Annotated in this window: 12 protein-coding genes; 9 read left to right on the forward strand and 3 right to left on the reverse strand. The window is 65.0% G+C overall.

What is annotated here, in order from left to right:
* Positions 1-106 precede the first annotated feature (106 nt).
* The 7 genes from radC (at position 107) to rny (ending at position 7,195) form a co-directional block, all read left to right on the forward strand.
* Positions 107-850: a RadC family protein gene (radC, locus tag LJ737_RS12565; RefSeq protein WP_227766174.1), complete on the forward strand. Its 744-nt coding sequence runs from the start codon at positions 107-109 to the stop codon at positions 848-850.
* Positions 851-960: 110 nt separating this feature from the next.
* Positions 961-1,242: a GIY-YIG nuclease family protein gene (locus LJ737_RS12570; protein WP_227766176.1), complete on the forward strand. Its 282-nt coding sequence runs from the start codon at positions 961-963 to the stop codon at positions 1,240-1,242.
* Positions 1,243-1,374: 132 nt separating this feature from the next.
* On the forward strand, positions 1,375-1,998 hold the full coding sequence (locus tag LJ737_RS12575) for a DUF1684 domain-containing protein (protein ID WP_227766178.1): 624 nt from the start codon (positions 1,375-1,377) through the stop codon (positions 1,996-1,998).
* A 113-nt stretch (positions 1,999-2,111) separates the two neighbouring features.
* A complete protein-coding gene (gene pheT, locus LJ737_RS12580; protein ID WP_227766180.1) occupies positions 2,112-4,550 on the forward strand; it encodes a phenylalanine--tRNA ligase subunit beta in 2,439 nt (812 codons plus the stop codon).
* Between the two features lie 123 nt (positions 4,551-4,673).
* Positions 4,674-4,970, forward strand: coding sequence for a hypothetical protein (locus LJ737_RS12585; protein WP_111480019.1), 297 nt, complete (start codon positions 4,674-4,676; stop codon positions 4,968-4,970).
* A 46-nt stretch (positions 4,971-5,016) separates the two neighbouring features.
* The gene (locus tag LJ737_RS12590) at positions 5,017-5,307 is read left to right on the forward strand and encodes a cell division protein ZapA (protein WP_078013785.1); all 291 of its coding nucleotides are present in this window, start codon (positions 5,017-5,019) and stop codon (positions 5,305-5,307) included.
* 223 nt (positions 5,308-5,530) lie between these two features.
* A complete protein-coding gene (rny, locus tag LJ737_RS12595) occupies positions 5,531-7,195 on the forward strand; it encodes a ribonuclease Y (protein WP_227766182.1) in 1,665 nt (554 codons plus the stop codon).
* A 63-nt stretch (positions 7,196-7,258) separates the two neighbouring features.
* Here rny and LJ737_RS12600 read toward each other — a convergent pair whose 3' ends face one another.
* Positions 7,259-7,942 (reverse strand): hypothetical protein, encoded by a 684-nt coding sequence (locus tag LJ737_RS12600; protein ID WP_227766184.1) that lies wholly within the window; start codon positions 7,940-7,942, stop codon positions 7,259-7,261.
* Positions 7,943-8,327: 385 nt separating this feature from the next.
* On the opposite strand from LJ737_RS12600, the gene LJ737_RS12605 reads away from it, so the two are divergent.
* Positions 8,328-9,119, forward strand: a complete 792-nt coding sequence (locus tag LJ737_RS12605; RefSeq protein ID WP_227766185.1) for a hypothetical protein — start codon at positions 8,328-8,330, stop codon at positions 9,117-9,119.
* Positions 9,120-9,270: 151 nt separating this feature from the next.
* On the opposite strand, the gene LJ737_RS12610 is transcribed toward LJ737_RS12605, so the two are convergent.
* The gene (locus LJ737_RS12610) at positions 9,271-9,762 is read right to left on the reverse strand and encodes a hypothetical protein (protein WP_227766188.1); all 492 of its coding nucleotides are present in this window, start codon (positions 9,760-9,762) and stop codon (positions 9,271-9,273) included.
* 139 nt (positions 9,763-9,901) lie between these two features.
* On the opposite strand from LJ737_RS12610, the gene LJ737_RS12615 reads away from it, so the two are divergent.
* Positions 9,902-10,678 carry a hypothetical protein gene (locus tag LJ737_RS12615; protein WP_227766190.1) on the forward strand — a complete coding sequence of 259 codons (777 nt, stop codon included), beginning with the start codon at positions 9,902-9,904 and terminating at the stop codon, positions 10,676-10,678.
* Between the two features lie 87 nt (positions 10,679-10,765).
* Here the strand turns inward: LJ737_RS12615 and glpK are convergent, their stop codons facing one another.
* Entirely contained in the window at positions 10,766-12,268 is a 1,503-nt protein-coding gene (glpK, locus tag LJ737_RS12620; protein ID WP_227766192.1) for a glycerol kinase GlpK, read from the reverse strand.
* Positions 12,269-12,359: the final 91 nt, after the last annotated feature.

The raw sequence follows: 12,359 nt of genomic DNA on the forward strand, positions 1-12,359 counted from the left end.
GGCAAACCGGCCGAGGGGCGTTTGGTTACGGCCGCAGGGCTGCGCGGGTAGACGCACGAGCCGGAATTTTACTTTACTTGATACGCCATAACAATTCCAGTGCCCTATGAATTCGTTTGACATCCTGGCGGAGGAAGAGACCCCGCGCAGCGCCTACCAAGTGCCGCAAAGCTTCAGCATCAAGAGCTGGGCCGAGGAGGACCGCCCGCGCGAAAAATTGCTGCTCAAGGGCCGCGCCGCCCTTTCCGACGCCGAATTGATGGCCATTCTGCTCGGCTCGGGCACTACTAAGCTCTCGGCCGTCGACGTGGCCAAGCTCATCCTGGCCGCCACCGGCAACGACCTCAACGAGCTGGCCAAGCTGTCAGTGAAAGAGCTGATGCGCCACAAAGGCATCGGCGAGGCCAAGGCCATAACCATCGTGGCGGCGCTGGAGCTGGGCCGGCGGCGCAAGGAAACGGCCGCCTCGGAGCGCGTCACCATCACCTGCTCCACCGACATCTACAACCTAATCCGGCCCCACCTGCAGGACTTGCCCCACGAGGAGTTCTGGGTGATTATGCTCAACCGGGCCAACGTGGTGATGCGGCAGGAGAAAATCAGCAGCGGCGGCGTGGCCGGCACCGTGGCCGACCCAAAGATGATTTTTAAGCAGGCCCTGGAAAAGCTGGCCAGCAGCATCATCCTCGTCCACAACCACCCCAGCGGCAACCGCCAGCCCTCCGCCGCCGACATCCTGCTCACCAAAAAGCTCAAGGAAGCCGGCGGTTTCCTCGACCTGCCTGTGCTCGACCACCTCATTTACACCGACCGCGGCTACTACAGCTTCGCGGACGAGAATATTTTATAGGGGCGAGGACGCAAGCTGGCGGTGAACCCCGCTGTCATTGCGAGGAGGCACGACGAAGCAATCCTTCCCCTCGTGGCACGACGGTACGAGAAGCACTAACCGAAATAATTATGCACCTCTATTACGTTTATATCCTCACGAATCAGAATCACACCGTGCTCTACACCGGCGTCACTAACGACCTAACCCGCCGGGTAGCCGAGCATCGAACAGGCCAGCACAAAAGCTTTACTAAACGCTACAACGTCAATAAGCTCGTCCACTTCGAGAAATACCCAGATGCAAAAGCAGCCATTGCGCGGGAAAAGCAACTGAAGGCTGGTTCACGGCAGAAGAAGCTGGACGCGGTGAATGCAGTGAATCCCGATTGGTCGGAGTTGCTGCTGGTATAGCTTGGGGAGTTTTCGGTTAGTGGTTGTTGTGTCGTTGTGCCTTGGGAGGAAGGATTGCTTCGTCGTGCCTCCTCGCAATGACTGCTTTCTGAACCGTCCGGCTGCCACCCGAACCGGCGCTACCTTTGCGGCATGGCTTCCCTTTCTGCTTCCAAAATCCTGCTCGGTCTCGGCTTGGTGTTCGTCGTTGGCTACGTGGCTACCGATTTGGTATTCAACGACGATCAGTACCTCTACAAGCTCAAGCAGGAGCGGAAGCAGAAAAACGAGCAGTTCCGCGGCCACCGCACCTCGCCCTTGCCCGAGGAGCTGCACGAAAACTTCGACAGCCTGCGCTACTACCCGCCCCAGGCCCTATGGCGCATCACGGCCACGCTGCAGCGCCTGCCCCCCGGCGACACGCTCAGCCTGCCGCTGACCCAGGGCGGGGCCGATAAGTACACCCGCTTCGGCCGGGCCTCCTTCGACTGGCAGGGGCACAAGCAGACGGTGACCTTGCTGCGGCGCGTGAGCAAGACCGACCCGACGCTGTTCGTCCCCTTTACCGACAAAACCAACGGCCGCGGCTCCTACGGCGGCGGCCGCTACCTCGACGTGGAAACGCCCGGCGACAACGACCAGCAGGTCACGCTCGACTTCAACCGCACTTACAACCCCTACTGCGCCTACGGCGGCAACTTCTCCTGCCCCATGCCGCCCAAGGAAAACTGGCTGACCATCGACGTGCCGGCGGGGGAGAAGAGCTACAAGGAGTAAGCACCAGCGCCCCGCCTTGCCCGTGCCGCGCACGGCGGCTAACTATTTACCTTTGCCCTTTCGCTGTCGTTGCCGGCCTTGGTCTGACAACTGACCCCCGACCACTGACTACTATGAAGATTTCCCTCGACTGGCTCCGCACGCTCTTCCCCACCGATAAGTCGCCCGCCGAAATTTCGGCCCTGCTCACCAGCTCCGGCCTCGAAGTAGAAGGCCTGGAGGAGCTGGAAAGCGTGCCCGGCGGCCTGCAGGGCGTGGTGCTGGGCACGGTGCTCACCCGCGACAAGCACCCCGACGCCGACAAGCTGAGCCTGACCACCGTGGACGTGGGCGACGGTACCATCCGCCACATCGTCTGCGGCGCACCCAACGTGGCCGCCGGCCAGCGCGTGGTAGTGGCCCTGGAAGGCGCCACCCTGCACCCCAGCAGCGGGGAGCCGTTCAAAATCAAGAAGTCGAAAATCCGCGGCGCCGCCTCCGAAGGCATGCTCTGCGCCGAGGACGAAATCGGTCTTGGGGCCTCGCACGCCGGCATCATGGTGCTGGATACCGACCTGCCCAACGGCACGCCCGCAGCCCAGTACTTCGGGCTGACCTCGGACCACATCATCGAAATTGGCCTGACGCCCAACCGCGCCGACGCCGCCTCGCACTTCGGCGTGGCCCGCGACCTACGCGCCCTGCTGCGCCAGCCCGTGCAGCTGCCCGACGTAAGCGGCTTCCACGCGCCGAGCGAAGTGCCGGCCGGCAATATCTCGGTGGAAATCGAGGACGCCGAGGGCTGCCCGCGCTACGCCGGCCTGCTGCTGGAAGGCGTGCAGGTGGGCCCGTCGCCGGAATGGCTGCAGCGCCGCCTGCGCAGCATCGGCCTTTCGCCCATCAACAACGTGGTGGACGTGACCAACTTCGTGCTGCACGAGCTGGGCCAGCCCCTGCACGCCTTCGACGCCGATAAAATCGGCAATGGGGGCATCCGCGTGCGCCGCGCCGGGGCAGGGGAGAAGCTCACCACCCTCGACGGCACCGAACGCACGCTCAAAGCCGAAGACCTCGTCATTGCCGATGCTACCGGGCAGGCACTGGCGCTGGCCGGCGTGTTCGGCGGCAAAACCTCGGGCGTGACGGAGGGCAGCACCCGCGTGTTCCTAGAAAGCGCCTACTTCGAGCCCGCCGTGGCCCGCAAAACCGCCCAGAACCACCAGCTCAAAACCGACGCCTCCTTCCGCTTCGAGCGCGGCACCGACCCGCACATGGTGCCCCTGGCCCTGAAGCGCGCCGCCCTGCTGCTGCAGGACGTAGCCGGCGCCCGCGTGGCCGCCCCGGTGGTCGACGTATACCCGCGCCACATCGAGCACACCGCGGTGCGCCTGCTGCTGCCGCGGGTGGAGAAGCTCATCGGCCATTACATTGCGCCGGACCGCATCCGCCAGATCCTCACTGACCTCGACATCCTCATCACCGAGGAAGGCACTACCGAAACCGGCCAGGCCGAGTGGCTGGTGTCGGTGCCGCCCTACCGCGTCGACGTGACCCGCGAAGCCGACGTGGTGGAGGAAATCCTGCGCATCTACGGCTACGACCACGTGCCGCTGCGCACCTTCAACGCCGCCGCCTTCCTCGCGAAGTTCCCGAGCCCCGACCCCGAGCTGCTGCGCCGCGACGTGGCCCAGCTGCTCAGCGGCCAAGGCTACTCGGAAATCATCACGAACTCGCTGGTCAACTCCCGCTACTTCGAGACGCCCGAGCAGCCCGCCGCCGACCTGGTGCGTGTGCTCAACTACAACTCGGCCGACCTCGACGTGATGCGGCCCACGCTGCTGCACTCGGGCCTGGAAATCATCCGCTACAACGTCAACCGCCGCCAGCGCGACCTGAAGCTCTACGAGTTTGGCCGCAGCTACCACCGCCAAGAGGACGGCAGCTACAAGGAAAAGCCCACGCTGGCCGTCTACCTGACCGGCTACGTGCAGGCCGAAAGCTGGCAGCAGAAAGATGAGAAAACCGCCTACCACCACCTCGCCGGCGCGGTGCTGCAGGTGTTGCGCAGCTTGGGTTTCACGCCCTCGGGCCAGCAGCCGGTGCAGCACCAGTACCTGAACGGTGGCCTCACGTTGCTGCTCAACAACCAGCCCGTGGTGCACCTCGGCGCCGTGTCGCCGAAAGTGCTCAAGCAGATGGACATCAGCCAGCCGGTGTGGTACGCCGAGCTGGACTGGCAGTGGTTGCTGCGCAAGTACCGCGGCGCCCTCACCGCCCAGGAGCTGCCCAAGTTCCCGGAAGTTCGCCGCGACCTGTCGCTGGTGGTCGACCAGGCCGTGACCTTCGACCAACTGCGCCAGATTGCCACCAAGGCCGAGCGCAAACTGCTGCGCGAGGTGAACGTGTTCGACGTGTACCAGGGCGAAAACCTGGGGGCCGGCAAGAAATCCTACTCGCTGAGCTTCCTGCTGCAAGACCCAACGCAGACGCTCACCGACCAAGCCATCGACCAGGTCATGCAGAAGCTCATGGCCCAGTTCGAGCAGCAGGCCGGCGCAGTCATCCGCAAGTAGAGGCGTATACTGGCGTTTCTGCTGGCGAAGAGTACCAGACCCTGTCGGGCCCGCCGGGGCTTGGCAGGGTTTTTCGCTTCTGCGCCGTGTAATTCGTTACTTTGCCCTACAATTTCCCTGACTATGGCCTCACCGCAACAGCTTGCCCAACTGGACCGCATGGAGCGGCAGGTTACCACGTTAGTGGCTGCCTATCAGCAGGTGCGCGAGGAGCTGGCCGATGCCCACACCACCATTCAGCAGCTGCAGGCCGAAGTACGCGACCGGGACCGGCAGCTGCGGGAGCACCAGAACCAGGAAAATATTGTTAAACTTGCTAATACCATAGCCGCCGAACCGGCTACCGCAACCGAGCTGAAACAACGTCTCAACGAATACATCCGCGAACTAGATAAGTGCCTTGCCTATTTGAGGGAATAACCTGCACCACCGCACCGACCCCACCCGAAACGCCTCTCGCCCGACCGTGACCGAACTCTCCATCAAAATCCGCATTGCCGACCGTGACTACCCCCTGCGGGTGTCGCCGCAGGAAGAGGAGCGCCTCCGCCTGGCGGGCCGCCTCCTGAACGAGCGGATCAAGGAATTTCGCGAGCAGTACGGCATCCAGGACAAACAGGACCTGCTGGCCATGATTGCGTTGACCACCCTGGCCGACCGCATGAAAGCCTCCAAGGAAAAGGACGGTACCGACGCCGCGCTGACCGAACGCCTCGCCAGGCTCGATCAGCTGCTCTCGTCGGTGGTACTCGCCTGACAATAGCATAGGTACTTGGTAGTGAGTGCCGAGTAGTCACGATTTGGGCCCGCGCCCCAGGCCAATAACTCTCCCTGGCCGTCTGACTTGCTCGCCGCTTGCTGCTGACTAACCCGAAAGGACCCTTGGGCAGACGGCCCGGTCCGGAAACCTGCCGTTGCGGCAGCTCTGAGTCGACGCAGGCTATGGTGCTTGTTCCATCCTCCCCCAACATCACCATACCATGCCCGAAATAATATACATCGTGCTGGCCGCGGTTGTCGCCCTTGCCGTGGGCTTCTTCCTGGGCCGGCAGATGGCCGGTAAAGCCCGGCAGGACGTTGAAGCGCAGGCCCAAGGGCGCGCGGCTGAACTCTTGCAGGAAGCCGAAGCCAAGGCCAACCGCATCCGCGAGGAGCGCATTCAGCAGGCCAAAGACAAGGCCCGCCAGGTGCGCAACGAATCCGAGCAGGAAATCCGCCGCCTCCGCCAGGAGGCCGACCAGGATCTGGCCCAGCGCCGCGAAGTCGTGGTGCAGCAGGAAGCCAGCGTGAAGCAGCTCACCCAAGCCTCGCAGCGCCAGCTGGAGCAGGTGCAGCGCAAGGAGAAAGAGCTCGACACGCTGCGCGAGAAGGTCTCCAACGAAGCCCAGCGCCAGCAGGAGAAATTCGAAGCCCAGGAAGAAAAGCGCCGCCTGCACCACGAGCAGCTGGCTGCCCAGCTGCGCGAAGACCAGGAAGCCGCCGAAGCCCTGCGCCACCAGCTGCAGCAGCAGCTCGAAACCATTGCCGGCCTGACCGCCGCCGAAGCCCGCGAGCAGCTCGTGGAGTCGCTCAAGAACGAAGCCCAGATTCAGGCCTCCAGCTTCATCAAGGACACCGTGGCCCAGGCCCGCCTCACGGCCACCAAGGACGCGAAGAAGGTGGTGCTCGAAACCATTCAGCGCACCGCCGCCGAGCACGCCATCGAAAACTGCGTGTCGGTGTTTAACATCGAATCCGACGACGTCAAGGGCAAAATCATCGGTCGGGAAGGCCGCAACATCCGCGCCCTGGAAGCCGCTACCGGCGTCGAAATCATCGTCGACGACACGCCCGAGGCCATCATCATCTCGGGCTTCGACCCGGTGCGCCGCGAAATTGCCCGCCTCTCCCTGCACCTGCTGGTGAAGGACGGCCGCATTCACCCGGCCCGCATTGAGGAAATCGTGGCCAAGACGCGCAAGAACATCGAGGAGGAAATCGTCGAAATTGGCGAGCGGACCATTGTCGACCTCGGCATCCACGGCTTGCACCCCGAGCTGATCAAGATGGTGGGCCGCATGCGCTTCCGCTCGTCGTACGGGCAGAACCTGCTGCAGCACTCGCGCGAAGTGGCCAACCTCTGCGCCACCATGGCCGCCGAGCTGGGCCTGAACGTGAAGCACGCCAAGCGCGCCGGGCTGCTGCACGACATCGGCAAGGTTAGCGCCGAGGAGCCCGAGCTGCCCCACGCCATCCTGGGCATGGAGCTGGCCAAGAAGTACAAGGAGCACCCGGACGTGGTCAACGCCATCGGCGCCCACCACGACGAGATGGAAATGACGGCCCTGATTTCGCCCATCATCCAGGCCTGCGACGCCATCAGCGGCTCGCGCCCCGGCGCCCGCCGCGAGATGATGGAAAGCTACATCAAGCGCCTCAAGCAGCTGGAAGAAACCGCCAACGCCTTCAAAGGTGTGAACCAGTGCTACGCCATTCAGGCCGGCCGCGAGCTGCGCGTCATCGTGGATGCTGATAACGTGACCGACGACCGCGCCCAGGAGCTGTCCAGCGAGATTTCGCAGAAAATCGAGAAGGAAATGCAGTACCCCGGCCAGATCAAGGTGACGGTGATTCGCGAAATGCGCGCTGTAGCCTACGCCAAGTAAGGCTCGGTTCAAACCCAAACAGACCGGCCCGCCGCAACAACTGTTGCGGCGGGCCGGCTTGCGTTAAGGCTGCCCGCAGCCCAGCTGCCCCAGCACCGTCGGCGACTTGATATAGCCCGGCTCCACCGGCTGGCCGCCCAGCAGCCGTTGCGCCGCCTGCGCCGGCGTGGCCCAGGCCGCCGATTCACGCAGCGCCACGTCGATGCGCCGGCGCCAGGTAGCGTGGGCCTCGGGCTGCTTGTCGATATAGCGGGCACGGGTGTAGGCATCGACTTGCTGGTGATACCAGGCACAGGCTTGGTTGGCCACTGGCACGTAGTAGATGTACGCGGTGCCGTAGGCGTGGCTGCTATCCTGCAGCTGCTGCAGGGTGCGTCGGGCTTGCCGGGCCGCCAACTCGGCCAGATCGAAGAGGATGCGCTCCTGGGCCAGCGCGGCCGTGTCGGTGGTGAGCGTGGCCGATTGATCCTTCAGCCAGATGGCCGCGAAATACGCTTGCTCCAGCTTGGGGCCCCGGTCGCGCCGCTTGGCGGGTACGTCGAGCACGGAGCCGAGGCTGACCCGCGTGTCGGTGCGCAGCCCGGCTTTTTGCTCCAATTCACGAAGCTTAGCCGTGGGCGGGGCCTGAAAATCCGTAGCCAGCACCGGCTGCCGGGGCTGCCAGGCCTTGCGGGTGGGCGTTTCGAGCGGGGGAACCTGCGCCCCGGCCCACCGGGCGCACAGCAGCAACAAAAGGAGGTAACGCATAGAACAAGGCTGGTGGAATGCAGGGAGAAGATGCAGCCTCTGCGCAAACTCCACACGCCTCGCTCCAAGCATGCCGCCGGCAAGTGGACGGCACGGCCGCGGTAGATGGGGATGGAACAGCCCGGCCCGCTGCACCTGCAGTTGCGGCCATGCGCGTCGTCGCCGCTGCTGCCCGGCTCGCGGGTGCACGCCGGCTAGGGCAACTCGATGAGAAACCTGGAAACAATAACGTCAGGAGTGCTCAAGTATAAAGCCGCTCCAAACGACTGAAAACGCGTATAAGTTGGGTTGCGGATTCAGTCATAAAGTCTGATAACGGCAACGCATCGATTGAACGGGGAAGTCCAGGAGCCGATGTTTGTCACGTCCTCTAACCCCTCCACCGATGAAGCGTTTTCTATTCCCGTTTGGCTGTGCCCTGGGCCTGCTTGCCTCCCTGCTCAGCAGTTGCTCCGTGTACGCCCCCATGCAGCCCACCGTATCCACCATCCGGCACAAGGGCGAAACGGAAATCAGCGCCAGCATCCAGCCCAATGGCCGGGTTGAGGCCGGCGTGGTGCACTCGCCCATTGCCAACGTGCTCGTATCCGGGGCCGCCACGTTTCGGCCCAAAACCAACGATTCCAGCTCCCTGAACACTCGGCAGTGGGAGCTAGGCCTGGGCACCTATCGGGCCGTGGGGCCGCACTGGCTGTTTACCGGCTTGACGGGCGGCGGCTTTGCTACCACCCACAAATCCATCATGACCAAGGAGCTGGAAGTCTTTCCATTGGGCGTGCGCAACGAGCGGTACCAGTACGACGCGCGCTACGGCAAGCTGTTCGGGCAGCTCAACGCCTCGTACGCCTTCCGCGGCGGCGAGGTGGGAGCCGCTTACCGCCTGACCTACCTGCACTTCCGCGACCTGACCTGGCAGTACAACGGCTACGCTACGCCCATTCCGGTGAAGACCATGCTGCGCCACGAGCCCCAGCTGTTTTGCCGCGTCAACCTCGACCGGCAGCAACCCACCCGCTGGCAGCTGCAGGCTGCCGTGGGCATGTCGCTGGGCCGGGCCACTGCCGCGCCGGAGTACCTCAACGAACCAACCTGGCAAGAGACTACGCGCCTGCGGCTGCCGGCACCTACGGCCAGCTTGGGCGTGGTATTCCGGCCGGGCAAGCGCGCGGGGAAGTAACTCAGCGGAACACGCAATAGGGTTAGTTAGAGCAATACTTCGTATCCACTACCGGATCCAGCGCTGAGTTATCAGGTATAGCTAGCGGAATAATTACTGTGCGAAAAGCCCGTCGTTACGCACGTAGCGGCGGGCTTTGGTGCTAATCGGGCTACCAGCGCCAGCCCAGCAGCACGCGCCCCGTCAGCTGCCAGCGCGTGGAAAAGGCCCACGGGTCGTAGGAGGGCGGGTCGACGAATAGCCGCGGCGACAAAGCCGCGCCCAGCAGCCAGCGGCCCTGCGGCGGCTGGTAGCGGTAGCCGGCCAGCGGCGTCAGGTACAGCACCTTGTCGGTGTCGGCCTGGCGGTAGTGGCGCACGGCCGGTGTCAGACCCGCGCCTAGTTCGGCGTGGTGGGCGCCGGCGCCCGTCAGCACGGCCGCGCCCAGCGGTACCGACAGCTCGTCGCCGGTCAGGCCCAGGCCGGCGCTGAGTAGGTAGCTGGCCCGCGGGCGCTGCCAGCAAATTCGTTCGTAGCCCAGGGAGTAGTGCGGGCTGTTGCCGCCCACGGCCAGGTACAGAGCCTGGCGGCGTGGGGGCACCAGCGGCTGCTGCGCCGCCGCCGAACCGGCCAGCAGCCAGAAAAGTATCCACAAACGTTGCATAGGCCCCCAGAACGATGGTTCGGCTCGCAAATAATCATTCGGGCGCCGGATAGCAAGCTTTGGGGCCCGCCTACGCGCTGCTTGCCGCCGGCTGTTAACGGGTATATTGCCGGCACCGCGTATCAGTACCTATTAAATTATGGGCTTTGTTCGATTCGCCTTGGCGGCCGCCGTCATAAGCCTGACGGGCTGTACCGTGTACGCGCCCATGCAAGGCGCGGCCCCGTTGATTCGCGGGCGCAACCAGGCCGAACTGACGGCTTCCACCTACTTCAACAGCCGCTGGGAAGCCTCGGCGGCCTACTCGCCGCTGCGCTACGTGCTGCTGCGCGGCGCCGTGGGCCGGGGCCGCAGCGGCGGCAGCGCCAACGACACCGTTTATTTCCGTTCGCGGCAATACGAAGCGGCCGCGGGCGGCTACTGGCCGATCAACCAGACATTCGTGGCGGGCGGCCTGCTGGGCTACGGCCGGGCGCACACAGCCCGCGGCTTCTCGAATCGGGGCCTGCCGTTTGCCTACCACCGGCTGTACCGATACGAGGCGGCTTACCACCGCACCTTTGCCGAGCTCTACGCCTTCGCCGACAGCGAATGGGCGCGGGCCGGATTCGCCTACCGCCTCAACCGCGTGCAGTTCGATGCCTTCGCCAGCGGCGGGCGTCCCCTGCCCTTAAGCCGCACCCTGCGCCACGAGCTCATGAGCTTCGTGGGCCTGCACGGTCCGGCGGGCACGCGCTGGCGCGGCGTAGGGCTGCAGCTGGCCATGGGCTTGTCGGTAGTGCCCACCTCGCAAGCCGCCGCCAGCGGCCAGGGCTACGACGAGTACCTGCCCCGCCGAAACCAACTCTACTCGACGCTCACCCTGCAACTGTTTCCGCACTATTGGGTTACGCACCCACAAGCAATTCGCGAATAGCCCAGGTTTTGCCCGGTTCCGCCGGCCGATAAGCGCCTGCAGCCCCGGGCCGCCACCGCGGCTTAACTGGTCGTGGGCACAACGGCCCTAGGGCACGTCCTGGGCCCAGTGTTGCGCGGCCCGCACCGCCCGCTGCCACTGCGCCACGCCCGCATCGACGGCAGCACGGTCGGCCTGCGGCGTAAAGGTAGTGTCGGCCGGGTTCAGCGCCTGGATTTCGTCGAGGCCGCTCCAGTAGCCTACCGCCAAGCCGGCTAGGTAGGCCGCGCCCAGGGCGGTGGTTTCGAGCAGGCGCGGGCGCAGCACCCGGGTGCCCAGCACGTCGGCCTGAAACTGCATCAGCAGCTCGTTGGCCGCGGCCCCGCCGTCCACGCGCAGCTCGGCCACGGGCAGTCCCGCGTCGGCCTCCATGGCCCGCAGCACGTCCAGGGTTTGGTAGGCAATGGCTTCGACGGCGGCGCGGGCCACGTGGGCGGCGGTGCTGGCGCGCGTCAGGCCGAAGAGGGTGCCGCGGGCGTGCGGGTTCCAGTGCGGGGCACCCAGGCCCGCAAAAGCCGGCACGAAACACACCCCGCCGCTGTCGGGCACCTGCCGGGCCAGCGCCTCCACCTCGGCCGAGGTGCGGATGATGCCCAGCTGGTCGCGCAGCCACTGCACCACGGCGCCGCCCATGAAGATGCTGCCTTCCAGCGCGTACTGGGTCTGGTTGCCCAGTTGCCAGGCTATGGTCGTCAGCAAGTTGTGCTGCGAGGCCCGCGGCTCGGCGCCGATGTTCATCAGCATGAAACAGCCCGTGCCGTAGGTGTTCTTGACCATGCCCGGGGCCAGGCACTGCTGCCCGAACAGGGCCGCCTGCTGGTCGCCGGCCACGCCCGCCAGCGGAATTTTGGAGGCAAACACGGTGGTTTTCGTTTCGCCGTACACCTCGCTGGACGCGCGCACCGCCGGCAGCATGCTGCGCGGAATGTCGAACAGGGCCAGCAGCTCGTCGTCCCACTGCCGCCGGTGAATGTCGAAGAGCAGGGTTCGGGCGGCGTTGGTCACGTCGGTCACGTGCAGGCCGCCCTGGGTGAAGTTCCAGATCAGCCAACTGTCGACGGTGCCGAAAGCCAGCTCGCCGGCCGCGGCCTGCTGCCGGGCCCCGGGCACGTGGTCGAGAATCCAGCGCACCTTGCTGGCCGAGAAGTAGGCGTCGAGCAGCAAGCCGGTTTTCCGCCGGATTAGCGGCTCGTGCCCGGCAGTGCGCAGCTCCTCGCAGTAGGCGGCCGTGCGGCGGTCCTGCCACACGATGGCGTTGTAGACGGGCCGGCCGGTGCGGCGGTGCCACACGATGGTGGTTTCGCGCTGGTTGGTGATGCCAATGGCGGCAATGCTGCGGCCGTTTAGCCCGGCCTTCACCGTGGCCTCGGCCGCCACGCCCGCCTGCGTGGCCCAGATTTCCAGCGGGTCGTGCTCCACCCAGCCCGGCCGCGGAAACAGCTGGGCAAACTCCTTTTGCGCCTGCGCCACCGGCCGGCCCTGTTGGTCGAAGAGAATGGCGCGGGAGCTGGTCGTGCCTTGGTCGAGGGCGAGGATGTAGTACTGGGACATGGTGGGCAGGGAAAAGGTGGGCAGTAAAGGAAGCCGCTTGGCCAAAACCGGGTGGCGCAACAAGGCGGCAGCTCGAAAGCTAGCGGCCTAA

The sequence above is a fragment of the Hymenobacter sp. 15J16-1T3B genome (genome assembly GCF_020711235.1).
GTDB lineage: Bacteria > Bacteroidota > Bacteroidia > Cytophagales > Hymenobacteraceae > Solirubrum.